The organism is Agromyces aurantiacus (assembly GCF_016907355.1).
Taxonomy (GTDB): domain Bacteria; phylum Actinomycetota; class Actinomycetes; order Actinomycetales; family Microbacteriaceae; genus Agromyces; species Agromyces aurantiacus.
The window spans coordinates 1005417-1027853 of the sequence record NZ_JAFBBW010000001.1 but is presented as its reverse complement, the minus strand read 5'-3'; the positions used below and the strand labels follow the sequence as shown (position 1 = coordinate 1027853).

General features: G+C 71.1%; 20 protein-coding genes. 5 read left to right on the top strand and 15 right to left on the bottom strand.

From position 1 onward, the window contains the following. Positions 1-135: 135 nt before the first annotated feature. Positions 136-1119, bottom strand: a complete 984-nt coding sequence (locus JOD46_RS04810; protein ID WP_204392036.1) for an ABC transporter substrate-binding protein — start codon at positions 1117-1119, stop codon at positions 136-138. Positions 1120-1442: 323 nt separating this feature from the next. Between JOD46_RS04810 and JOD46_RS04805 the strand changes: the two genes are divergently transcribed. Both JOD46_RS04805 and JOD46_RS04800 read left to right on the top strand, forming a co-directional pair. Further along, the gene (locus JOD46_RS04805) at positions 1443-2684 is read left to right on the top strand and encodes a PASTA domain-containing protein (protein ID WP_204392034.1); all 1242 of its coding nucleotides are present in this window, start codon (positions 1443-1445) and stop codon (positions 2682-2684) included. Then, positions 2681-3286, top strand: a complete 606-nt coding sequence (locus JOD46_RS04800) for a hypothetical protein (protein ID WP_204392032.1) — start codon at positions 2681-2683, stop codon at positions 3284-3286. Before JOD46_RS04805 ends, JOD46_RS04800 begins: the two co-directional genes overlap by 4 nt. A 29-nt stretch (positions 3287-3315) precedes the next feature. Here JOD46_RS04800 and JOD46_RS04795 read toward each other — a convergent pair whose 3' ends face one another. Next, on the bottom strand, positions 3316-3894 hold the full coding sequence (locus tag JOD46_RS04795; protein ID WP_372432048.1) for an HhH-GPD-type base excision DNA repair protein: 579 nt from the start codon (positions 3892-3894) through the stop codon (positions 3316-3318). Here JOD46_RS04795 and JOD46_RS04790 point away from each other — a divergent pair. Together JOD46_RS04790 and JOD46_RS04785 are read left to right on the top strand one after the other, a co-directional pair. Further along, positions 3893-4096 carry a hypothetical protein gene (locus JOD46_RS04790; RefSeq protein ID WP_204396871.1) on the top strand — a complete coding sequence of 68 codons (204 nt, stop codon included), beginning with the start codon at positions 3893-3895 and terminating at the stop codon, positions 4094-4096. The two genes, JOD46_RS04795 and JOD46_RS04790, sit on opposite strands and share 2 nt — an antisense overlap. Before the next feature lie 50 nt (positions 4097-4146). Next, positions 4147-4527, top strand: a complete 381-nt coding sequence (locus tag JOD46_RS04785) for a glyoxalase superfamily protein (protein ID WP_204392030.1) — start codon at positions 4147-4149, stop codon at positions 4525-4527. A gap of 355 nt (positions 4528-4882) precedes the next feature. Here the strand turns inward: JOD46_RS04785 and JOD46_RS04780 are convergent, their stop codons facing one another. From JOD46_RS04780 to JOD46_RS04730, 11 genes are all read right to left on the bottom strand, one after another. Then, entirely contained in the window at positions 4883-5869 is a 987-nt protein-coding gene (locus JOD46_RS04780; protein ID WP_204396252.1) for a LacI family DNA-binding transcriptional regulator, read from the bottom strand. Positions 5870-6000: 131 nt separating this feature from the next. Continuing rightward, the gene (gene araA / locus JOD46_RS04775; protein WP_204392028.1) at positions 6001-7524 is read right to left on the bottom strand and encodes an L-arabinose isomerase; all 1524 of its coding nucleotides are present in this window, start codon (positions 7522-7524) and stop codon (positions 6001-6003) included. Between the two features lie 130 nt (positions 7525-7654). After that, on the bottom strand, positions 7655-9265 hold the full coding sequence (locus JOD46_RS04770) for a xylulokinase (RefSeq protein WP_204392026.1): 1611 nt from the start codon (positions 9263-9265) through the stop codon (positions 7655-7657). Positions 9266-9407: 142 nt separating this feature from the next. Further along, positions 9408-10652, bottom strand: a complete 1245-nt coding sequence (gene mmsB, locus JOD46_RS04765) for a multiple monosaccharide ABC transporter permease (protein WP_204392024.1) — start codon at positions 10650-10652, stop codon at positions 9408-9410. 32 nt (positions 10653-10684) lie between these two features. Further along, the gene (mmsA, locus tag JOD46_RS04760; RefSeq protein ID WP_204392022.1) at positions 10685-12214 is read right to left on the bottom strand and encodes a multiple monosaccharide ABC transporter ATP-binding protein; all 1530 of its coding nucleotides are present in this window, start codon (positions 12212-12214) and stop codon (positions 10685-10687) included. A 131-nt stretch (positions 12215-12345) separates the two neighbouring features. Then, positions 12346-13419 carry a multiple monosaccharide ABC transporter substrate-binding protein gene (gene chvE, locus JOD46_RS04755; protein ID WP_204396251.1) on the bottom strand — a complete coding sequence of 358 codons (1074 nt, stop codon included), beginning with the start codon at positions 13417-13419 and terminating at the stop codon, positions 12346-12348. 175 nt (positions 13420-13594) lie between these two features. Continuing rightward, positions 13595-14314, bottom strand: a complete 720-nt coding sequence (locus JOD46_RS04750; protein ID WP_204392020.1) for an L-ribulose-5-phosphate 4-epimerase — start codon at positions 14312-14314, stop codon at positions 13595-13597. A 189-nt stretch (positions 14315-14503) separates the two neighbouring features. Continuing rightward, positions 14504-15532 carry a LacI family DNA-binding transcriptional regulator gene (locus JOD46_RS04745; protein ID WP_204396249.1) on the bottom strand — a complete coding sequence of 343 codons (1029 nt, stop codon included), beginning with the start codon at positions 15530-15532 and terminating at the stop codon, positions 14504-14506. A 96-nt stretch (positions 15533-15628) separates the two neighbouring features. Continuing rightward, positions 15629-17005 (bottom strand): MFS transporter, encoded by a 1377-nt coding sequence (locus JOD46_RS04740; RefSeq protein WP_307834910.1) that lies wholly within the window; start codon positions 17003-17005, stop codon positions 15629-15631. 87 nt (positions 17006-17092) lie between these two features. Continuing rightward, positions 17093-17923 carry an aldo/keto reductase gene (locus tag JOD46_RS04735; protein ID WP_204392017.1) on the bottom strand — a complete coding sequence of 277 codons (831 nt, stop codon included), beginning with the start codon at positions 17921-17923 and terminating at the stop codon, positions 17093-17095. A 157-nt stretch (positions 17924-18080) separates the two neighbouring features. Further along, positions 18081-19499 (bottom strand): MFS transporter, encoded by a 1419-nt coding sequence (locus JOD46_RS04730; protein ID WP_204392015.1) that lies wholly within the window; start codon positions 19497-19499, stop codon positions 18081-18083. A gap of 59 nt (positions 19500-19558) precedes the next feature. On the opposite strand from JOD46_RS04730, the gene soxR reads away from it, so the two are divergent. Next, on the top strand, positions 19559-20014 hold the full coding sequence (gene soxR, locus JOD46_RS04725; protein ID WP_204392013.1) for a redox-sensitive transcriptional activator SoxR: 456 nt from the start codon (positions 19559-19561) through the stop codon (positions 20012-20014). Positions 20015-20046: 32 nt separating this feature from the next. Here the strand turns inward: soxR and JOD46_RS04720 are convergent, their stop codons facing one another. Then, the gene (locus tag JOD46_RS04720) at positions 20047-21009 is read right to left on the bottom strand and encodes a cyclase family protein (protein ID WP_204392011.1); all 963 of its coding nucleotides are present in this window, start codon (positions 21007-21009) and stop codon (positions 20047-20049) included. Then, on the bottom strand, positions 21006-22361 hold the full coding sequence (locus tag JOD46_RS04715) for an APC family permease (protein WP_307834909.1): 1356 nt from the start codon (positions 22359-22361) through the stop codon (positions 21006-21008). The genes JOD46_RS04720 and JOD46_RS04715 overlap by 4 nt, the downstream gene beginning before the upstream one ends. Positions 22362-22437: the final 76 nt, after the last annotated feature.

Here is a 22437-nt window from a genome sequence, read left to right as displayed (position 1 = left end):
GGTCGCGGTGGACTGGGTCACGATGCTCTCCAAGTTCGTGTCTGTGAGGGTTGGTGAGCCGCGAAGCGGCGTCTCGACACCCGGAATCGCGGGCCGAGGCGTCGCGGCGCGACATCCTCGACCCGCGACCGCGGATCAGTACTGCCGGTCGGGCAGCGCCTCGATGGCCTGCTCCTGCGTGAAGGTGGTCTCCTCGGTGATGATGCGCTTCTCGGGCGTCTCACCGTCGTTGATCTGCTTCACGATGTCGATCAGCTGCTTGCCGAGCAGCGGCGAGCACTCGACGATGAAGTTGATCTTGCCGTCGGCGAGGGCCTGCATGCCGTCGTGGACCGCGTCGACCGTGACGATCTTGATGTCCTTGCCGGGAACGAGGCCGGCGGCCTCGATCGCCTCGATCGCGCCGAGACCCATGTCGTCGTTGTGCGCGTAGATGAGGTCGACGTCGGGATTCGACTTGAGCAGCGCCTCGGTGACCTGCTTGCCGCCCGCGCGGGTGAAGTCGCCGGTCTGGCTCGCGACCACCTCGAGGTTCGGGTTCTCGGCGATGACGTCGGCGAAGCCCTCGGCGCGGTCGATCGCCGGGGCGGCGCCCGTCGTGCCCTCGAGCTGGATGATCTGCACCGGCTCGGTCGCATCGGCGTACTCGTCGAGCACCCACTGGCCGGCCTTCTTCCCCTCCTCGACGAAGTCGGAGCCGAGGAAGCTGACGTAGAGCGAGTCGTCCTTCGAGTCGACGGCGCGGTCGGTCAGCACCACGGGGATGCCGGCGGCCTTCGCCTCGTTCAGGACCGCGTCCCATCCGGTCTCGACGACCGGGGAGAACGCGATCACGTCGACCTGCTGCTGGATGTACGAGCGGATCGCCTTGATCTGGTTCTCCTGCTTCTGCTGCGCGTCGGAGAACTTGAGCTCGATCCCCGCGTCCTCGAAGGCGGCCTGGATGTCCTTGGTGTTGGCGGTGCGCCATCCCGACTCGGCGCCGACCTGGGCGAAGCCGACGACGAGCTCGTCGAGCGGCTTGGGGCCCTCGGCCGCGGCGTTGCCACCGCTGGCGCATCCGGAGAGGGCGAGGAGCATCGCGCCGGCGGCGGCGATGCCGATGAGCTGCTTCTTCATCAGCTGGAACCTCCTTGTTCACTGGCCGGCGGCTGGGCTGCTGCGGAGTCTCGGTGCGCCGGGCGGCCAGTCCGTTCGGGCCGCAGTCGAGATGTTAGCGCTCACAAGTGAGCGCTCACAAGTGCGAGTTCCATCCCGATCGAAACTCGGGCCCGTTCCCGGTCCGAACGGGCGCCGAACACCGGCGCCCACGGATGTGAGCGCTCATCTGGATCGGCGCCGACCCGTCGTGCGCAGCACGCCGGAGCCGCGTCGTTGACACCGCCCGCCTTCGAGAGGACCGTGGGTGGTGAACCTACGCGGTGGGGAGGGGGCCCCCCGACATGGCCGATTCCGTTTCGTCGCGCCGTCGTGCGATCGCGACCACGGTGCTGCTCGCGCTCGCGACGCTCGGCAGCACGTTCACCGCGGCAGCCGTGGCGCAGCCCGCGACGCCCGACCTCACCCTCGACCCCGCGCAGGGGCCGCGCGGCACCGTGGTCACGGCCGTCGCGGCGGGCTTCGACGACTGCCCCTTCGTCGGGAGCGACGACGTCGGCCTCTCCGAGGTGGCCTTCTCGTGGGACGGCGACGGGACGTCGATCGAGTTCGGGACGGCCGTGATCTCAGCAGGGACTGCGACGACCTCCTTCGTGGTGCCGGCGGAGACGGGTCCGGGGACGCACGCGGTGTTCGCTCGCTGCACGGGCGACGCCGCCATCGCCGCCGAGAGGGACTTCGAGGTGACGCCGTCGACCTCCGACATGACAGTGGTCCCCGATCTCGTCGGCCTCACCGTCGAGCAGGCGGTTCCCATCCTCGAAGAGGCCCGGCTCGTGCTGGGAGAGGCGTCGGGCGATGGTGACCGCGTGCGCTCCCAGGATCCGCCTCCCGGCGATGAGGCGATCACGGGATCGCCGGTCGACGTCGTCCTCGGTGTCGCGTTCGCCGAGGTCCCCGACCTCACCGGGCTCACGCTGGCCGAGGCACGGGATGCCCTCGCGAGCGCGCAGCTGACGGTCGGCGAGGTCTCGGGAACGGGCGATCAGGTCGGCGACCAGTCCCCCGCCTCTCGCAGCCAAGTGCCCGTCGGGACACCGGTGGACCTGACCATGCAGCAGGTTCCGCCGCCGACCGTCGTCGTGCCGAACCTCGTCGGCATGTCGAAGCAGGATGCGATCGCGGCCCTGGATCCCCTCGGGCTGCGGCTCGTCCTCTCCGGCTCGTCCGAGGGGGACCTCATCGAGGGCCAGGACCCCGCGCCCGGCACCACCGTGCCGCGGGGCTCCGATGTCACCGTGATCACGACCGCCGCGCCATCCGTCTCGATCGCGTTCCTGATCGCGACCGCGGTCGCCCTCCTCCTGGCGATCGCCGCACTGGCGACCATGCTGCTTCGGGGCCGCCACCGCGCGGCGCAACGCAGGTGGGTGGCCGAGCACGTGCGTGCGCGGCCCGTGACGCCCGTCCGGGTGGGCAGCGAGATCGTCGAGACGCCCGGCGAGCACGACGCCATCCGCCACGTCGTGCGCATCGAACCGCATCCCGGCGAGCACCGGCACGAATTCGAGGAGGTCCGACGATGACCACGACGGCACCAGCGACCGAGGAGCACCTCACCGTGCTCGACTTCCTCGGCGACGAGGGGCGTGCCCACCTCACCGCCGACGCGATCACGGCGGCGCTGGTCGCGACCGATCGCGACGCGACCGGCACCACCGGCGTCGAACGCCTCTCGACGACCGCCCGGGGCGCCGCGTACCGGCAAGTGGGCGCTGCCGCCGCGCGCCTGCTCGACTTCGACCTCGTCGACGGCGTCGTCGCCGGGTGGCTGAAGTACAAGGCGCTCCTCGACGCCGGACGACGGACCCTCGGCTCGACCTCGCGCGAGGTCGTCGAGCTCGCCTCGCACCGAGTCACCTCGACGTACAAGCCCGTCGTCGACGTCTACATCGACGACGTCCGGGTCGGGAGCGTCGAGTTCCAGCTGAGCCTGGTGTTCCAGATCACCGGGTGCGCAGCGGACGTGGCGGACGGCGACCTCGTCGCGGTGGAGGGCGGCGACGTCACGGTCACCGGCACGCTGGCGGTGCGGGGGAAGACGCTCGCCACGAAGAGCCGGAAGCTCGACGCGCATCTCGCGCTGAACCTGCGGCGCCCGGTCCACCTGACGCCCCGGCCGTCGTGACGGGCCCCGGCCCCCGTGACGTGAACAGGTCAGCCCTTCGCCGATTTTGCCGCGGCCTTCGCGGCCTGCTTCGTCGCGCGCACCTTGGCGAGCGACTCGGCGTCGGTGATGTCGGCGACCGACGCGAAGCAGCCGTCCTCGCCGTAGTGCCCGACGGCCTCGCGCCATCCGGCCGCCTGCAGGCCCAGCTGCTTGCCGAGCAGTGCGAGGAAGATCTTCGCCTTCTGGTCACCGAAGCCGGGCAGGGCCTTCAACCGCTTCAGCACGGTGGCGCCGTCGGGGTCGCCCTGCGTCCAGATCGCCGACGCGTCGCCGCCCCAGTCGTCGACGACCGCGTGGGCGAGCGCCTGCACGCGCCCGGCCATCGACCCCGGGTAGCGGTGCACGGCGGGGGTCTGCTTGAACACCTCGACGAGCCGATCGGGGTCGTACCCGGCGATCTGCTGCGGATCGATCGAGCCGACGCGCTGCTCGATCTTCAGCGGGCCGGCGAACGCCGTCTCCATCGCGACCTGCTGGTCGAGGAGCATGCCCGTGAGCAGCGCGAACGAATCGGTGCTGAGCAGCTCGTCGGCCGCGGCATCCCCGGTGATGTTGAGCGTGGTCATGTGCTCCATCCTCGCACCGGGGGTGCCACCCGGCGCGGTGAAGGAGAATTCGCGCGACGCGCCGGCGCCGTTGGGCGCGCGGCGCGGCGGGCTGAAGGAGATTCCGCGCGACACGCCGGTGCCGCTCGGCGCGTCGCGCGCGACATCCGACGACTCGCCGTGGATCAGAGCGCGAATGGTGCGCATTCCGGACAGAAATTGACCGCAAGCCGCGCGACACTGGGGGAATACCACCGAACAGGGAGACCCACCATGGACTGGAAGATCGAGCTCATCCACGTGCCCGTCAGCGACGTCGACCGCGCCAAGGAGTTCTACGTCGAGAAGCTCGGCTTCAACGCCGACCACGACCAGCGCGTGAACGAGAACTTGCGCTTCGTGCAGTTGACCCCGCCCGGATCGGCCTGCTCGATCGCGATCGGCGAGGGGCTCGGCGCGACGCTCGAGCCGGGTTCGCTCGACGTGATCCAGGTCGTGATCCCCGACGCCGACGCCGTGCTCGCCGACCTGCGCGCCAAGGGCGTCGAGTGCGAGGGCATCGACGAGCAGGCGTGGGGCCGCTTCATCACGCTGCGCGATCCCGACGGCAACCGCTGGACGCTGCAGCAGCTGCCCGCCTGGTCGGCGCAGTGAGACGAGGGGCGGATGTCGCGGACACGCGCGCGTTCGGCGTGTCCTGGCATCCGCCCCGGCGAGACGCCCGAGGCTCGATCGGTGTTTGCGAGCCGAATGCAGGATGAGACGCGCCAGACCCGCTCGAGCGGGGTCATCGCGCCGCTCATCCTTCGATCTCGATGGCGCAGGAGGCCGCGCGCGGGCGCTCTGCAGGTCGGGAGGCGTGTCGCGCGGCGTGTCGGGCGCGCGTGAGCCCGACACGCCGACTGGGCACCTGCGTTGCGCAGGTGACAGCGCGGCGGGCGGACGGCGCGGGCGACCGGATGCCGCGCGCGCGAGCCGCGCGCGCGAGCCGCGCGCGGGCGCGCGGGCGTCAGCCGCGCGGCGTGCCCGTGCTCGCGCGCACCACGAGCTCGGGCACGCGCGCCGTCCGATCGGGCGCCGACGCCTCGTCGCGCAGCACGTCGACCACCGTCGCCATGATGTCGCGCCCGAGCGTGTCGAAGTCCTGCCGCATGGTCGTGAGCGCGGGCGTGAAGAACGCCGCCTCGGGGATGTCGTCGAAGCCGACGACGCTCAGGTCGTCGGGCACGCGAACCCCGGCGGCATGGCACGCCGAGAGCAGGCCGAGCGACATCTGGTCGTTGCCGACGAACACGGCGGTGGCCCATCCGTCGTCGAGCAGTCGTCGGCCGGCGGCGTGGCCGGATGCCGCGAGCCAGTCCCCCGCGAGCGGCTCGCGCTGCTCGAGGCCGTGCGCCGCGAGCGCGCCAGCGAACCCGCGGCGGCGCTCCGCGGCATCCATCGAGTCGGCCGGGCCTGCGACGTGCGCGATGCGCCGGTGGCCCAGCCCGATGAGGTGCTCGGTCGCGAGGTGCGCCCCCGCGGCCTGGTCGAACGAGACGCGGTGCAACCCGGGCCCGCCCTCGGAGGCGACGGCGACGAGCGGCACGCCCGCGTCGATGCCGCGCAACACATCGACGCCCTCGCGCTCGCCCGAGATGAGCACGATGGCTTCGACGCGCTGCAGCACGAGCCGGTGTACGGCCTGGGTGAGCGCGTCGGCGTCGAGCGCGCGCATGCTCGCCTGGCTCACGGCGTAGCCGGCCTCGCGCGCGGCCTCGTTGAAGCCGAGCGCCGCGCTCGAGGGTCCGTAGTCGGGTCGGCCGGCCTGGATCAGGCCGATCGAGCCCGACCGGCGGCGCGCCATCGCGCGCGCGGTCGGCGACGGCGCGTAATTGAGCTCGGCCATGGCCTGCCGCACGCGCTCGCGCGTCGCCGCGGCGACGCCGGGCAGGTCGTTGAGCACCCGCGAAACGGTCTGGTGCGAGACGCCGGCGTGCTTGGCCACGTCGAACATGGTCGGCACGCCGGCGCCGGCATCGGGTGCGACCGGCGCGGGGGCCGGATCGCGCCCTGGTCCGGACGCCGCGCGTGGCCGGGCCTCCACCGCCCGGCTCGCCGCATCCGCACCGCTCACGCGTTCCTCCCTCAGAGGCCCTGCGCCAGTCGGTAGTAGGCCTGGTTCCACCGTACTTCGCGCTCGAAGCCGCGCTGCGTCGTCTCCTCGTCGATGACCAGGAGCTCCACGCGCGCCATCTCGGCGAAGTCGCGGAACACCTCGACGCCGACGGCGGTCGACATCACGGTGTGGTGCGCGGCGCCCGCCGTGAGCCACGCGGCGGCCGAGGTCTGGAAGTCGGGCGCGGGCTTCCAGATCGCGCGGCCGACGGGCAGCTTCGGCAGCGGCTCACGCGGCGCGACGTTCTCGACGACGTTGGCGGTCAGGCGGAAGCGGTCGCGAAGGTCGGACATGGCCACGACCACGGCCGGACCGGGGTCGGCGGTGAAGACCAGCCGCACCGGGTCCTCCTTGCCGCCGATGCCGAGGGGGTGGATCTCGAGCGACGGCTTCGCGGTCGTGATCGACGGCGCGACCTCGAGCATGTGCGCGCCGAGGATCAGCTCGTCGCCGGGCGTGAGGTCGTAGGTGTAGTCCTCCATGAGGGTTGCACCGCCGGGCAGCCCGGCGCCCATGACATTCGCGATGCGCACGAGGATCGCCGTCTTCCAGTCGCCCTCGGCGCCGAAGCCGTAGCCCTCGGCCTGCAGTCGCTGCACGGCGAGGCCCGGCAGCTGCCGCAGCGCTCCGAGGTCCTCGAACGACGTGGTGAACGCGCCGAAGCCGCCCTCCTCGAGGAACGAGCGCAGCCCGAGCTCGATGGCGGCGCCGTAGCGCAGCGAGTCGTGCCGCTCCCCGCCCCGGCGCAGGGACGGCACGACGTCGTAGAGGTCCTCGTACTCCTGCACGAGCAGGTCGATCTCGGCGTCGGATGCCGCGTGCACCGCGTCGGCGAGCTCATTCACGCCCCACGTGTTGACCTGCACGCCGAACCGCAACTCGGCCTCGGTCTTGTCGCCCTCGGTGACCGCGACGTAGCGCATGTTGTCGCCGAAGCGCGCGAGCTTGAGGTCGCGGGATGCCGCGAGGCCGGCGGCCGCACGCTGCCAGGTGCCGAGCTCGCGCTGCACGCGCGGGTCGGAGGCGTGCCCGACGATCGTCTTGCGCGGCACGCCGAGTCGGGTCTGGATGTACCCGAACTCGCGGTCGCCGTGCGCGGCCTGGTTGAGGTTCATGAAGTCGAAGTCGATGTCGCCCCACGGCAGTTCGACGTTGGCCTGCGTGTGCAGGTGCGCGAGCGGCTTCTGCAGCGCGTCGAGCCCGGCGATCCACATCTTGGCGGGGCTGAACGTGTGCATCCACGCGATGAGGCCGATGACGTTCGGTGCGGCGTTCGCCTCGAGCATGATGCGCTTGATCGCGGCCGAGTCGGTGAGCACCGGCTGCCAGACGATCTTGACGGGCACGTCCGATGCGGCGTCGAGCGCCTCGGCGATCGTGCGCGACTGCTCGGCGACCTGTCGGAGCGTCTCGGGTCCGTACAGGTGCTGGCTCCCGGTGAGGAACCAGACCTCGGAGCCGTCGAGCGACGTGGTGAGCGGGGTGCGGGTCATGTGCGGATCCTTACTTCTGCGGTGTGGTCTGCGCGTACCGTGCGGGGTGCGGTCCGCGGGGTCGGTCTCCTCGAGTGGGCGATCCTGGCTGTGTCGGATGTCGCAACGCCGCCAAGTTCGCCCACTCGCGTCAGAGGGCGTCGACGGCGGCCGCCTCGGCGGCGAGTCCGGCGCGGTAGCGGTCGAGGTACGCCGAGAAGCCGGCGACGTCGTCGGGATCGGGCTGCACGGTCTCGACGGCGGCGTGCTCGAAGACGTGCCGGTCGAGGAAGGTGCCGAGGTCGGTACCGGCCGGAGCCGAGAGGTAGGCCGCGAGTACCGCCATGCCCCACGCCCCGCCCTCGGAGGCGGTCTCGCCGACCGCGACGGGTGCGTCGAGCGCGCCGGCGAGCAGCCTCTGCGCGACCCCGGCCGTGCGGAAGATGCCGCCGTGGGCGAACATCCGGTCGAGCTCGACGCCCTCCGCGTCGAGCACGCGCATGCCGAGCGCGAGCGTGCCGAACACGCCGTACAGCTGCGCTCGCATGAGGTTCGCGAGCGTGAGCCGGCTGTCGGGCGTGCGGACGACCATGGGCCGCCCCTCGGGGAGCCCGGCGATCGGCTCGCCGGCCAGGTGGTTGTAGGCCAGCAGGCCGCCGGCGTCGTGCTCGCCCGCGAGCGCCTCGCGGAACAGCGCCTCGAACACGCCGTCGGCGTCGACGGTGGCGCCGACGGCCGTGGCGAAGCGCCCGAACACCCCCGCCCAGGCCGCGAGCTCGCTCGCGCCGTTGTTGCAGTGCACCATCGCGACGGGGTCGCCCGCGGGCGTGGTGACCAAGTCGAGTTCGTGGTGCGCGTGCGAGAGCGGACGCTCGAGCACGACCATCGCGAAGATGCTCGTGCCGGCGCTGACGTTCCCGGTGCGCGGGGCGACCGCGTTCGTCGCGACCATGCCCGTGCCGGCGTCTCCCTCGGGCGGGCAGAACGGGATGCCGGCGCGCAGCGCGCCCGACGGATCGAGGAGCGCCGCGCCATCCGTCGTCAGCCCGCCGGCGCGCTCGCCGGCCCGCAGCACGTCGGGCAGCAGGTCGGCGACGCGCAGATGGGGAGCCCGCTCGGCGACGAGCCCGTCGAACACCCCGGTCAGGCGGGCGTCGTAGTCGTGCGCGGCCGAGTCGATCGGGAACATGCCCGAGGCATCGCCGACGCCGAGCACGCGACGTCCCGTGAGCTTCCAGTGCACGTACCCGGCGAGGGTCGTGAACGAGCGGATGTCGGGGACGTGCGCCTCCTCGTCGAGCACCGCCTGGTACAGGTGGGCGATCGACCAGCGCAGCGGGATGTTGAGTCCGAACGCCTCGCTCAGCTCGGCGGCCGCGGGGCCGGTCGAGGTGTTCCGCCACGTGCGGAACGGCACGAGCAGCTCGCCGACCTCGCCGAACGCGAGGTAGCCGTGCATCATCGCCGAGACGCCGATCGCGCCGAACGTCTCGGGCACGACGTCGTGGCGGCGGCGCACGTCGGCGACGAGGTCGGCGTAGGCCGCCTGCAGGCCCGACCAGATGTCCTCCTCGGAGTAGGTCCAGACCCGGTCGACGAACCGGTTCTCCCATTCGTGGCTGCCCGTGGCGAGCACCTGCGTCGGGTCGACGCCGACCAGGCACGCCTTGATGCGCGTCGAGCCGAACTCGATGCCGAGCGACGTGCGCCCCTCGCGGATCGCCGCGCGCGCGGCATCCGTCGTGTTCCCGGTGTCGCTCATCGGCGAGCGTCCTCCCCTGGTTCGTTAGCGCTAACAACAGGAAATGTTAGCGCTAACGAAGCCGACACGCCAGCCCAGGGCGTGAACGCGACGAGGGGCGGATGCCGCAGCATCCGCCCCTCGTTCGACTCGAGTCGCGCGCCTACTGGCCGCCCGACCGCCGCTTGTTGTACACGTCGAACGCGACCGCGAGCAGCAGCACCAGGCCCTTCACGGCCTGCTGCCACTCGATGCCGATGCCCATGATCGACATGCCGTTGTTCAGCACGCCGATGATCAGGCCACCGATGATCGCGCCGCCGATCGTGCCGACGCCGCCCTGCACGGCCGCGCCGCCGATGAACGCCGCCGAGATCGCCTCGAGCTCGAAGCCGTCACCGGCCTTCGGGCCGGCGAGGTTCAGGCGGGCCGTGAAGATGAGCCCGGCGAGCGCCGCCAGGAAGCCCATGTTCACGAACAGCCAGAAGTCGACCCGGCGGGTTTTGATGCCCGACAGCTCGGCCGCGTGGCGGTTGCCGCCGATCGCGTAGATGTGACGACCGAACACCGTGCGGTTCATGATGACGCTGTACACGAGCACCAGCACGCCCAGGATGATCAGCGTGACCGGGATGCCCTTGTACGTCGCGAGCGCGTAGGTGAAGAACCCGATCGCCGCCGAGATCAGCACGAGCTTGACGATGAACCACGCCATGGGCTCGACGTCCTGGCCGTACTTCTGGCGACCGCGTCGCGTGCGCAGCTGCTGCACGATGAGGATGACGATCGCCAGGGCACCGACGCCGAGGGTCAGCACGTCGAGGTCGGAGTCGCCCGTCAGGGCCGTGGTGAAGCCGTTGCCGAGCGCGCGGTACTCGGTGGGGAACGAGCCGATGTTCGCGTTGCCCAGCACCACGAGCGCGAGCCCGCGGAAGATGAGCATGCCCGCCAGCGTCACGATGAACGCCGGGATGCCGACGTAGGCGATCCACCAGCCCTGCCAGACGCCCACCAGCGCGCCGATGCCGAGCGAGAGCAGCACCGCGAGCCACCACGGCAGGCCCCATTGCACGGCGAAGACGCCGGAACATGCGCCGACGAAGGCCGCGACCGAGCCGACCGACAGGTCGATGTGTCCCGCGATGATGACCATCACCATGCCGATCGCGAGCACGAGGATATACCCGTTCTGCACGACCAGGTTGGAGATGTTCTGCGGGCGAAGCAGGATGCCGTCGGTGAGGATCGCGAACAGCACGACCACGAGCACGAGGGCGATGAAGATGCCGTTGCGGCCGAGGTCGCTGAGCACGTGGGTCAGGCGCTCGGTGAACTTGTTGTCGACGGGATTGACGTTGCTGCCCGCCGCGTGCGATTCCTCGAGGGTGGGGGGATTCGGATTCGACATGATGTCTCCTGAAGTGATCCGTCAGCCGCGGGCTAGCGGGGCTTTTCCATGGTCATGAGCTTGAGCATCGACTCGGGCGTGGCCTGCTCGATCGGGAGCTCGCCGGTGATGCGACCCTCCGAGAGGGCGTACACGCGGTCGCAGATGCCGAGCAGCTCGGGCAGCTCGGAGGAGATCACGATGATCCCCTTCCCCTGCGCGGCGAGCTTGTTGATGATCGTGTAGATCTCGTACTTCGCGCCGACGTCGATGCCGCGGGTCGGCTCGTCGAGGATCAGCACCTCGGGGTCGGAGTAGATCCACTTCGACAGCACGACCTTCTGCTGGTTGCCGCCCGAGAGCTTGCCGGTCTTCACCAGGACGTTCGGCGCCTTGATGTTCATCGACTTGCGGTACTCGTTGGCGACCGCGTACTCCTCGTTGTCGTGCACGAGGCCGAACTTCTCGAGCTTCTTCAGCGACGCCATCGAGATGTTCCGCTTGATGTCCTCGATGAGGTTCAGGCCGAACGTCTTGCGGTCCTCGGTCGCGTACGCGATGCCGTGGTCGATCGCCTCGGCGACCGTGCGGGTCTTGATCTCCTTGCCGCGCAGGAAGACCTTGCCCGAGATCTTCGAGCCGTACGAGTGGCCGAAGAGGCTCATCGCGAACTCGGTGCGCCCGGCCCCCATGAGCCCCGCGATGCCCACGATCTCGCCGGCGCGCACGTGCAGGTTCACGTGGTCGACGACGACGCGCGAGGTGTCCTGCGGGTGGTGCGCCGTCCAGTCCTCGACGCGGAGCAGCTCCTCGCCGATGTTGGGCGTGTGGTCGGGGTAGCGGTGCTCGAGGTCGCGGCCCACCATGTCCTTGATGATGCGGTCCTCGGTCACCTCCTGCTTGGCGATCGTCTCGATCGTCTTGCCGTCGCGGATGACCGTGACCGTGTCGGCGACCTTCTTGATCTCGTTGAGCTTGTGGCTGATGATGATCGACGTGATCCCCTGCCCCTTGAGGTGCAGGATCAGGTCGAGCAGGTGGTCGGAGTCCTCGTCGTTGAGCGCCGCGGTGGGCTCGTCGAGGATCAGGAGCTTGACCTGCTTGGACAGGGCCTTGGCGATCTCGACGAGCTGCTGCTTGCCGACGCCGATGTCCATGATCTTCGTGGTCGGGTTCTCCTTCAGCCCCACGCGGGCGAGGAGCTTGCCGGCCTCGAAGTTGGTCTTGTTCCAGTCGATGAGGCCGCCGGCGCCCTTCTGCTCGTTATTGAGGAAGATGTTCTCGGCGATCGACAGGTACGGGCTGAGCGCGAGCTCCTGGTGGATGATCACGATGCCCTTGGCCTCGGAATCGGTGAGGTCCTTGAACTCGACGACCTCGTTCTCGAAGACGATGTCGCCGTCGTAGGTGCCGTGCGGGTAGACGCCCGAGAGCACCTTCATGAGCGTCGATTTGCCGGCGCCGTTCTCGCCGCAGATGGCGTGCACCTCGCCGCGCTCGACCGCGAGGTTGACGTTCGAGAGGGCCTTCACGCCGGGGAACGTCTTGGTGATGCCGCGCATCTCGAGAATCTTGGTGGTCATCCTTGCTCCTGCTCCATTGCCGGTGCGCCGTCCGGTGCGACGGATGCCGCGGCCGGGACCTGAGGCGAGGGTACTCCCGCCTCAGGTCCCGACACGCGGGATCGCATCATCCGATTCGGCTCAGCGGCGAATCAGCCGTTGATTTCCTCTTCGGTCCAGTAGCCGCTGTCGACGAGGACCTCGGTGATGTTGTCCTTGACGACGATCTGCGACTCGAGGAGGTACGAGGGCACGACCTTCACGCCGTTGTCGTAGTCCTCGGTGTTGTTGACCTCGGGCTCCTCGCCGTTCAGCAGCGCGGTGGCCATGTCCACGGCCACGGCCGCGAGCTCGCGGGTGTCCTTGAAGATGGTCGAGTACTGCTCACCGGAGTTGATCGCCTTCACCGAGTCGAGCTCGGCGTCCTGGCCGGAGATGATCGGCCACTCGTCGCCGACCGTGTAGCCGGCGTCGGTGAGGGCCGAGATGATGCCGCGCGAGAGGCCGTCGTAGGGCGAGAGCACCGCGTTGACCTTCGAGCCGTCGGAGTACGTCGAGGTGAGGATGTCCTCCATGCGGCTCTGCGCGACCTCGCCGTCCCAACGGAGGATGGCGGCCTGCTCGAAGTCGGTCTGGCCCGACTTCACGACGAGCGTGCCGTCGTCGATGAGCGGCTGGAGCGTGTCCATCGCGCCGTTCCAGAAGAACGTGGCGTTGTTGTCGTCGGGCGAACCGGCGAACAGCTCGATGTTGAACGGACCCTTGGGCGCGTCGGATGCCGCGTTGCCCTCGAGGTCGGTCAGGCCGAGGCCCGCGAGGATCGAGGTGGCCTGCTGGACGCCGACCTTGTAGTTGTCGAACGACGCGTAGTAGTCGACGTTCTCGGAGTCGCGGATGAGGCGGTCGTAGGCGATGACGGGGATGTCGGCGTCGGCCGCGCTCTGCAGCACCTCCGACAGCGTCGTGCCGTCGATCGAGGCGATGATCAGCGCCTCGGCGCCCTTCGTGATCATGTTCTCGATCTGCGAGACCTGGGTGGGGATGTCGTCCTCGGCGTACTGGAGGTCGACCTTGAAGCCCTCGTCCTCGAGCTGCTTCTTGACGGCGTCGCCGTCCTGGATCCAGCGCTCGGAGCTCTTGGTGGGCATCGCGACGCCGATCAGGCCGCCGTCGCCCTCTCCTCCGCCGCCGCCGCTGTTGCCCGAGCACGCGGCGAGCGCGAGCATCGAACCGGCCGCCAGCGTGGCGAGGAGCACCTTCTTCGTGCTGTTCACGGTGTGTCCTTTCACTGTGTGGTCATGGACGTCGTCGTCTTGGTGACGTTGGGAGAGGCCGGCCTCGTCCATGACGACCGACTTCCCTGCGGCATCCGTTCGGGACCTCGGATGCCGCAAGCTCTGTTCAGTTGGGGGCGGGTCTGCGGGAGTCGATGGACTGTCCGTAGACGTTCTGGTACCGGTCGTACAACCGGTCGATCGCCTCCTGCGCGATCGGGATCAACGGGCCGGCCTCGCGGGCCAGGTGCACCGTGCGGGCCACGTCCTCGACCATGACCGCGGCCTTGACCGCGTCCTTGGCGTTCGCGCCGATCGTGAACGGACCGTGGTTCTGCATCAGCACCGCCCGCGACCGATGCCCCGTGAGGGTCTCCACGATGCCGCGGCCGATCGAGTCATCGCCGATGATCGCGAACGGGCCGATCGGGATCGGGCCGCCGAACTCGTCGGCCATCGCCGTGATCACGCACGGGATCTCCTCGCCGCGCGCGGCCCACGCCGTCGCGTACGTCGAGTGCGTGTGCACGACCCCGCCCACCTCGGGCATGTTCCGGTACACGTACGCGTGCGCCGCGGTGTCCGACGACGGAGCCCGCTCGCTGCCCGGCGTGCCCGGGATCACGGCGCCGTCCAGGTCGCACAGGATCATGTTCTCGGGCGCCAGCTCGTCATAGCTCACGCCCGAGGGCTTGATCACGAACAGGTCCGCACCCGGCACCCGGCCCGACACGTTGCCGCCCGTCCAGACGACGAGGCCGTACCGCGTCAACTCGCCGTGCAGACGGGCGACATCGGCACGCACACGCGCGATCGCGACCTCGATCTGCGGGCCGAAGCTGGTCACGCGGACTCCCTCGTCGAATGGTGCGGCCGTCGGAACGGCGGTGATGTCGTGTTCCAGGTGACGGCTGATGTGACCGTTCACATGGCGAGTCACATGTTAGCCACATGGTGCGCGAGGGTGTCAACCGAGCGAAGGTCACGGAACGGTAACGGGCCTGCCGAGTCCCCGCCGGCCCGCGCAGGGCCGGCCTCAGAACGCCGGCGCGCCGACCGACCCGCGCACGATCAGCTCGGGCTCGATCGTGCCGCGGTACTCAGGCGCCGACGGGTCGAGGTCGCCCAGCAGCAGCGCGACGCACCGACGGCCGAGCTCGGCGAAGTCCTGCCGCACGGTGGTCAGCGGCGGCCAGAAGTGCGCGGCCTCGGGGATGTCGTCGAAGCCGACGATCGAGACGTCGCGCGGGATGTCGAGCCCCGCGTCGCGCACGGCGTGCATGACCCCGAGCGCCATCTGGTCGTTCGAGCAGAAGATCGCCGTGAAGTCGCGGACCGTGAGCAGCTCGCGCCCCGCGTAGTAGCCGAAGTCGGCGGTCCAGTCGCCGAGGATCGGCGCGGTCGTGGGCACGTCCTGTGCGCCCATCTCGTCGAGGAAGCCGCGCATCCGGGCCTCGGCCTCGATCCAGTCCTGCGGGCCCGCGAGGTGGTAGATCATCCGGTGGCCGCGCTGGATCAGGTGCCGCGTGGCGAGGCGGGCCCCGGCGATCTGGTCGACCGAGAGCGCGTGCTGGGGATCGCGGCCCGTCGACTGGAGCGAGACGTACGGCACGTCGATCGAGAGCTGCGCGAGCGTGTCGAACACGCGCACCTGGGGCGCGATGACCACGAGCCCCTCGATGCCTTGGGCGGCGAGGTGCGCCAGCCCGTCGGCGATCGAGCCCGCGTCGCTCGACTCGATGTTCGCCGTGCTGACCCAGTACCCCGCCTCGCGCGCCGCCGACTCGATCGCGGCGATGCTCGAGGCCGGCCCGTAGTGCGTGCCCGAGGCCGACAGGATGCCGATCGTGCGCGACCGGCTGGTCACGAGCGCGCGCGCCGCGCGGTTGGGCTTGTACTGCAGCTCGGCCATGACGTCGAGCACGCGCTGCTTGGTCTCGGGGCGGATGCTGGGATGGTGGTTCAGCACGCGCGACACGGTCTGGTGCGAGACACCGGCCAGGCGCGCGACGTCCCGGATGCTCGGCGCGCGCGTCCGCGCCGGCTCCTGCGTCTGCTCGGGCATCGAGACCTCGATCATCTCGGCATGTTCACGGTCACACATGCCATCGCGACCATTATGCACACTTCACGGCGGAATGTGACCGTCACAATGTGACCGTCACATGCGCGGACGGACGCGCGACGCGAGCAGCACGCCGACGATCGCGATGGCGGCCGTCACGAGGAACTCGGCGGCGAACGCCTCCGGCCCGAGCACGCTCGCGACCAGGGCCGTGATCGCGAGCGCGATCGCCGAGCCGAGCGCCTCGCCGATGTTCAGGGCCGCGCTGTTGAACCCCTGCGACTCCTGACGCGACTGCTCGAGCACCGACACCGAGAACCTCGGGTACATGAACCCCATCGCCGCACCCGAGAGCGTCCACGCCGCGAACGCGACCAGCGGGGGGAGCGAGAACGCCGCCACCGCGAGGACCGCCAGCAGCGAGACCGCGAGCAGCGCCGCCCCGATGCGCACGGCATCGGCGTGCGACACGCGCTCCCCCAGGCGGCCCTGCAGCCACGACGCGGCAGCCCACGATATCCCGGCCCCGGTCAGCACCGCGCCCGCGAGGCTCGCCGAGAACTCGTACCGCTCCATCAGCAGGTAGGGCAGGTAGATCTCGCTGCCGAAGAACGCCCCTGCCACGATGGCGCGCATGAGCACGGTCGCCGGCATCCCGCGCGCAGCCCGCACCGTGCCCGGCGGCACGAGCGGGCGCACGGCGAGGATCGCCACGCCGATCGCCGCCGCGGCCGTGAGCCAGCGCCACGGCTCGGGCAGCTCCTTCGCGAGCCCGAGCGCGAGGGCCGCGGCCGCGGCCACGACCGCCCACGCGATCCGCGTGCCGCTCCAGGCGACCGCGGGGTCGCCCTGCACGCGGTCGAGCACGCGCAGCAGCGGCACGAGCATCATCGCGCCAGCGGGCACCACGAGTGCGATGACCCCGAGGAACACCCACCGCCAGTCGAGGCGCTCGGCGATGAATCCCGCGACGGCGGGGCCGATGATCGACGGGATCACCCACGCCGCGGCGAAGCCCGCGAACACCCGCGCGCGCACGGCGGCCGGGTACACCCGGGCCACGATGACGTAGAGCGGCACGGTCACGGCCGCGCCGCCCAGGCCGTGCACGAAGCGGCCGAGCACCAGGATCGGCATGTTCGGCGCGAGGCCGGCGATCACGAGCCCGCTCACGAAGAGCGCGGCGGCGGCGAGCAGCGGCGGCAACGGCCCCGAGCGGTCGCTCCAGTTGCCCGCGATGACCATGCCGACCACGCCGGCCGCGAGCGGCACCGAGAAGGCGACGGCGTAGAGCGACCGGCCGTCGAGGTCGGCCGCGACGATCGGCATCACGGTCGTCACCGCGAGCGCCTCGAACGCGGCCAGGAAGATCAGCGAGAACATGCCGATCGAGAGCCACCGCCACGGCCTCGCGAGCGGGCCGCCGACCGCGGCATCGGGCTCGGATGGCGCGGAGGCGGTGCGGTCGGTCACCCGATCGAGCCTACGTCGCGCGCGCGACATCCGCCGGGGTCTTCACCGCCGCCGAACGGACGGAACCCGACCCGGACCGGTCGGCTGCTAGAGCTCCTCGTGCACGTCGGGGTCGGCGCCCCAGAGCCGCCCGCGCTCGAGCCCGGTGATCGCGTCGACCTCGGCCGCGTCGAGCTCGAGGTCGAACACGTCGAGGTTCTGGCGGCGCCGCTCGGCGTCGGCCGACTTGGGGATGGGCACCGAACCGAGCGCGAGGTGCCACGCGAGCACGACCTGCGCGGGCGTCGCGCCGTGGCGGGCCGCGATCTCGACGATCACCGGCTCGGCCAGCAGCTCGCTGCGCTTGGCCAGGGGGCTCCAGCTCTCGGTGCGGATCGAGTGCTCGAGGTGGTACGCCCGCAGCTCGGCCTGCGGGAAGTACGGGTGCAGCTCGACCTGGTTCACGACGGGCATGAGGCCGGTCTCGGCCACGAGCCGATCGAGCATCGCGGGCGTGAAGTTCGACACGCCGATGGAGCGGACGACGCCGCGCTCCTTCAGCTTGATCATCGAGCGCCAGCTGTCGACGTAGCGGTCCCGTCGCGGGTTCGGCCAGTGGATGAGGTAGAGGTCGACCCAGTCCAGGTCGAGGCGCCGGCGCGACTGCTCGAAGCTCGCGAGGGTCTCCTCCGTGCCGTGGTGCCGGCCGGGCAGCTTGGTCGTGACGAACAGGTCGCTGCGGTCGACCTCGGAACGGCGGATGGCCTCGGCCACCACCTCTTCATTGCCGTAGTTGTAGGCGGTGTCGAGCAGCCGGTAGCCGTCGTGGATGGCCGAGACGATGGCCTCCACGCCGCTCTGGTCGTTCAACCCGTACGTGCCCAGCCCGATCGCGGGGATCGTGTTGCCGTCGGCGAGCGCGTACGCATGGGCGGTCATGCGACCATCCTCACCCGGAATCGCCCGCGCATGCCAGCCGCGACGCGCGATCCGGAGGGGTTCGTCAGGTGAGCGGATGGCGCGGGGCCGACGCGCGCAGGGTCGGGCCGCTGCGCGTCGCCGACCCCGGCCCGACCTCAGCCGACCTCAGCCGACCTCAGCCGATCTCGAGCGCGGCTGCCTCGGGCGCCTCGACGCGGGCCCGGAGACCCGTGAACAGCCCGGCCGCCCACACGCCGAGGGCGACCGCGATGCCGCCCGCGACGGCGGTCACCGCGCCGAGCGGGAGGAGCAACGCGAAGACGAGGGCCGAGAGCGCGATGGTCACGGCCGCGCCGAGGGCGTCGGCGACGGTCATCGCCGAGCTGATGAAGCCCTGGTTCTCGGCGCTCGAGGACTGGAGCCCGATGACGGTCGTGCGCGGGTACATGATCCCCATGCCCGCGCCGGCGAGCGACCACGTAAGCATGAACGCGACGGGCGGCAGCCCGAGGATCGTCGCGACGAGCGACCCGGCGATCGCGACGCCGAGCAGCGCGAGCCCGATGCGCAGGCACGCCTCGTGGCTCAGGCGCTCGGGGTTCCGGCCCTGCACCTGCGACGCGATCGCCCAGGCGACCCCGCTCAGCGTGAGCACGAGTCCGGCCATGGCGGTGCTCAACCGGTACGGCTCGCCCGTGAGGAGCAGCGGCAGGTAGACCTGCGCGCCGAAGAACGCGCCTGAGAGCGTGGCGCGCGTGAGCACCGTCGCGGGCAGCCCCGGCACGGCGCGAAGCGTGCCGCGCGGCACCATCGGGCGCACGGCGACCGCGATCACCACGACGGCGGCGAGCGGCACCATCCAGCCCGCCCACCCGGATGCCTCGGTCGAGAGGTTGAGCACGAGCACCGCGACGCCGGCGAGCGTCGCCCACGCGATGCGCGAGACGCGCCACGGCGGGCGCTGCGCCGGGACCTCCACGCGCATGCGGCGCAGGCTCGGCACGACCATCGCGAGCGCCGGCACGACGAGCCCGACGACGCCGAGGAACACCCACTGCCACCCCACGCCGTCGGCCACGACACCCGAGATGAACGGGCCGACGAGCGAGGGCACGACCCACGCGGCCGCGAACCCGGCGAACAGGCTCGGCTGCAGCGCCGCCGGGATGACCCGCGCGACGATCACGTACAGCGCGACCGTGAGCCCGCCGCCGCCGAGGCCGTGCACGAGCCGTCCGATGACGAGCTGCCACATGCCGGTCGCGGTGCCCGCGATGAGCAGCCCGGCGACGAACAGCGCGACCGAGGCGAAGAGGGCGAGGCGCGGGCAGCCGCGGTCGGCGGCGTTGCCCGCGACGATCATGCCGATCACGCTGACCGCGAGGGGCCCGGCGAAGGCGAGCGCGTAGAGCGCCTGCCCGTCGAGCTCGGCGGCGACGGCCGGCATGACGGCCGTCACAGCCATCGACTCGAACGCCGCGAGGAACACGAGGGCGCACATGCCGATGCTGATCCAGCGGTGGGCGGGGTCGAGCACGCGCGCTCGTGGCGGCGCCGGGATCGCGCCGGTGGCGCTCGCTTCGTCGACGGTCATGCGCTCGACCGTACGGCCTCAACTAAGGTTGAGGTCAAATCCGAGGCAGAGGGGGCCGGATGCCGCAGCTCGAACCCGCGGGCCACGCGATGATCAGCGTGGGCGAGTTGTCGGCCCGCAGCGGCGTCGCGATCTCGACCCTGCACTTCTACGAGCGCGAGGGGCTGCTCGGGTCGGAACGCGACGAACGCAACCACCGGCGCTACCGCCGCGACGCGCTGCGCCGCGTCACGTTCATCCGCGTCGCCCAGCGCGTCGGCATCCCGCTCGCCGAGATCCGCGACGCGCTCGCCTCGCTGCCCGCGGGCCGCACGCCCACCAAGGCCGACTGGTCGCGGCTCTCCCGACGCTGGCGCGCGGCCCTCGACGCCCGCATCGCCGACCTCGAGCACCTGCGCGACGACCTCGACGGCTGCATCGGCTGCGGCTGCCTGAGCCTGCGGAACTGCCGCCTGCGCAACCCCGACGACGCGCTCGGCGCGACCGGCACGGGCCCCCGGGTGTGGGAGGGCTGAGCGCCGCTCCGGCCGGGGGAATCGTACGGGGCTCACACGTCGACGGGCAGCTCGGCGAACGCGCGCACCGGGAACGTGCCGAACCGCTCGACCTTGGGCGGCACCGCGGTGAACCGCGCCCCGCGCGCCGGCACCCGGTCGAGGCCGGTGAGGTGCTCCACCACGTGGATGCCGGCCGCGAGCAGGATCGAGTGCGCCGGGCGGGTCCCGGTCCCCTCGGTGTCGTCGATGTTCAGCGCGTCGATGCCCACGAGCGCCACGCCCGCGTCGGCGAGGTGCCGCGCGCCCGCCTCGCTGAGGAAGGGTGAGCCGTGGGCGTAGGCCGGCGTGCCGAAGTGCCGGCTCCAGCCGGTGTGCAGCAGCACGGCCGCGTCGGCGAGCTCACGCTCGAAGAACACCTCGGCGGGGATGCCGCGCTCCGACGCATCCGCGAGGTGGAAGACCTCGGCGGGCAGGCCGACGAGCGTCGCGAGCTCGAGGCTCGCCAGGTCGCCGCCGTGCTCGTAGCGGTGGAACGGGCTGTCGAGGTAGGTCCCGGTGTTGCCCGCCATCGTGATGAGGTCGATCTCGAACTCGGTGCCCGGGGCGTAGTGCTCGCGCGACGCCTCGCGGGTGAGGTGCGGCACGATGGTCGGCGCGGGGATGCCGGGGTAGGTCACGAGCCCGTCCCGGATGGGATGGCTGAGGTCGACCAGTTCACCGCGAGCCGCGGCGGCACGGGCGGGCGCGGCATCCGCGGCCCCCGCGCGCTCTGCGAGCGCGATGCCGGACTCCGCGACACCGCGCGAGCCCTTGTGCGGCTCGGCGACGACGTCGAGGTTCGAGAACTCGACGCTGCCGACGAGCGCGAGCCCCAGGTGCCGCACGAGGAGCCGGGCGAGTTCACCCTCGCCGAGATCGCGCGACGGCACGTCCAGTCGGAACCCCTCGGCCCGAAGGCCCCCGCCGTTCACGAAGCGGATGTTTGCGTCGAAGACGGCGCGGTACTCGGTCAACTCGGCTCCTCAGTGATCTCGGCGGCGGGGGATCCTGCTGCGGAACGGCGTTCGCGTCGGCTCGCGCGCGCCCGCTTGACGATCGTGACCGCCACGGATGCCACGGCAAGCACGATGGGCACCACGAGGTTCTGCCACGCGAGCACGAGCAGCCCCGCCGTGAGCACGGTCGCGACGACCGCGAGCCACCACCCGAACGACCAGCGCCGCAGCAGCAGCGTCGCCGCGAGCATGCCGGCGGCGTAGATCGCCACCATGTTGCTCGTGTGGATCAGGATGAAGCCCGTGAGGTCGAGCTCGTTCATGAGCATCAGGCCGAAGTACAGGGTGATCAGCGCGCCGGTGAGCGCGAGCGCGCGACGCGGCACCTCGCCGTCGGCGGCGCCCTTCGCGAGGAATCGCGGCAGGTCGCCGTCGCGTCCGAGCGCAGCACCCAGCTTGCCGAACGCGGGCAGGTAGGCGTTCACGACGCCGACCGTGACGATCGCGGCGACGATCGCCACGAGCACCGAGCCGATGCCGGGCGCGGTCGTCTCGACGAGATCGAGCAGCGGCACCTGGCTCTCGCCGGCGCGATCGCCGAGCACGGCGACCGTCGCGAACTGCAGTGCGAGGTACCCCGCGCCGACGACCACGATCGCGATGCCGGTGGCCAGCGGGATGGTGCGCTTCGGGTCGCGGAACTCCCCCGCGATGTGCGTGCCGACCTCCCAGCCCGCGAACGCCCACACGAAGAGGCTGATCGCGACGCCGACCCCGGCCCATCCGTTCGGCAGGAAGGGCGTGAAGTTCGACGGGTCGGCCGCGGGGAAGGTCACGGCGACCACGCCGACGACGACCGCGAGCAGCAGGCCCGTGAGCGCGAACTGCACCCAGCCGGCGACGCGCACGCCGAACCAGTTGGCGACGAACGGCGGGAGGAACACCGCGAAGCCGATCACCGGGACCGCCGACCGGTCGACCCCGAGCACGGCGACGACGTACTCGCCGCCGAGGATCGCGACGACGGGCGCGCCCACGCACACGCCGAAGAAGAACCAGTACCCCGTCATGCGCGCCGCGGTCGGCCCGAGCGCGCGGCGCACGTAGCTCGCGACGCCGCCGGGGTCGGGGAACCGCGAGGCCAGCGCCGCGAACGTGCCCGCGAGCGGGATCGAGAGCACGAGCACGGCCCCGACCGCGAGGATCGACGCGGGCCCGGCCTTCTGAGCGGCGAGCCCTGGCAGCACCAGGATCCCCGTGCCGAGCACGCTCGCGATGTACAGGGCCGTGCCCTGCACGAGCCCGAGGCCGCCGTGCCGCCGGGTCGTGGCGTCGGCGGATGGCGCGGCATCCAGGGTTCGCGAACTCACCAGATCATGGTGCCGGATGTCGCGTGCCGCGCGCGCTGGCAGACCTGACTGTCTTGCGCAACATCCTGCCAGTACG

What these genes read in the sequence shown, in the direction of transcription:
- JOD46_RS04810 (WP_204392036.1), bottom strand. Translation starts at nt 1,119, where the DNA reads ATGAAGAAGCAGCTCATCGGCATCGCCGCCGCCGGCGCGATGCTCCTC.
- JOD46_RS04805 (WP_204392034.1), top strand. Translation starts at nt 1,443, where the DNA reads ATGGCCGATTCCGTTTCGTCGCGCCGTCGTGCGATCGCGACCACGGTG.
- JOD46_RS04800 (WP_204392032.1), top strand. Translation starts at nt 2,681, where the DNA reads ATGACCACGACGGCACCAGCGACCGAGGAGCACCTCACCGTGCTCGAC.
- JOD46_RS04790 (WP_204396871.1), top strand. Translation starts at nt 3,893, where the DNA reads ATGTGCTCCATCCTCGCACCGGGGGTGCCACCCGGCGCGGTGAAGGAG.
- JOD46_RS04795 (WP_372432048.1), bottom strand. Translation starts at nt 3,894, where the DNA reads ATGACCACGCTCAACATCACCGGGGATGCCGCGGCCGACGAGCTGCTC.
- JOD46_RS04785 (WP_204392030.1), top strand. Translation starts at nt 4,147, where the DNA reads ATGGACTGGAAGATCGAGCTCATCCACGTGCCCGTCAGCGACGTCGAC.
- JOD46_RS04780 (WP_204396252.1), bottom strand. Translation starts at nt 5,869, where the DNA reads ATGTTCGACGTGGCCAAGCACGCCGGCGTCTCGCACCAGACCGTTTCG.
- araA (WP_204392028.1), bottom strand. Translation starts at nt 7,524, where the DNA reads ATGACCCGCACCCCGCTCACCACGTCGCTCGACGGCTCCGAGGTCTGG.
- JOD46_RS04770 (WP_204392026.1), bottom strand. Translation starts at nt 9,265, where the DNA reads ATGAGCGACACCGGGAACACGACGGATGCCGCGCGCGCGGCGATCCGC.
- mmsB (WP_204392024.1), bottom strand. Translation starts at nt 10,652, where the DNA reads ATGTCGAATCCGAATCCCCCCACCCTCGAGGAATCGCACGCGGCGGGC.
- mmsA (WP_204392022.1), bottom strand. Translation starts at nt 12,214, where the DNA reads ATGACCACCAAGATTCTCGAGATGCGCGGCATCACCAAGACGTTCCCC.
- chvE (WP_204396251.1), bottom strand. Translation starts at nt 13,419, where the DNA reads ATGCTCGCGCTCGCCGCGTGCTCGGGCAACAGCGGCGGCGGCGGAGGA.
- JOD46_RS04745 (WP_204396249.1), bottom strand. Translation starts at nt 15,532, where the DNA reads ATGCCCGAGCAGACGCAGGAGCCGGCGCGGACGCGCGCGCCGAGCATC.
- JOD46_RS04735 (WP_204392017.1), bottom strand. Translation starts at nt 17,923, where the DNA reads ATGACCGCCCATGCGTACGCGCTCGCCGACGGCAACACGATCCCCGCG.
- JOD46_RS04730 (WP_204392015.1), bottom strand. Translation starts at nt 19,499, where the DNA reads ATGACCGTCGACGAAGCGAGCGCCACCGGCGCGATCCCGGCGCCGCCA.
- soxR (WP_204392013.1), top strand. Translation starts at nt 19,559, where the DNA reads ATGCCGCAGCTCGAACCCGCGGGCCACGCGATGATCAGCGTGGGCGAG.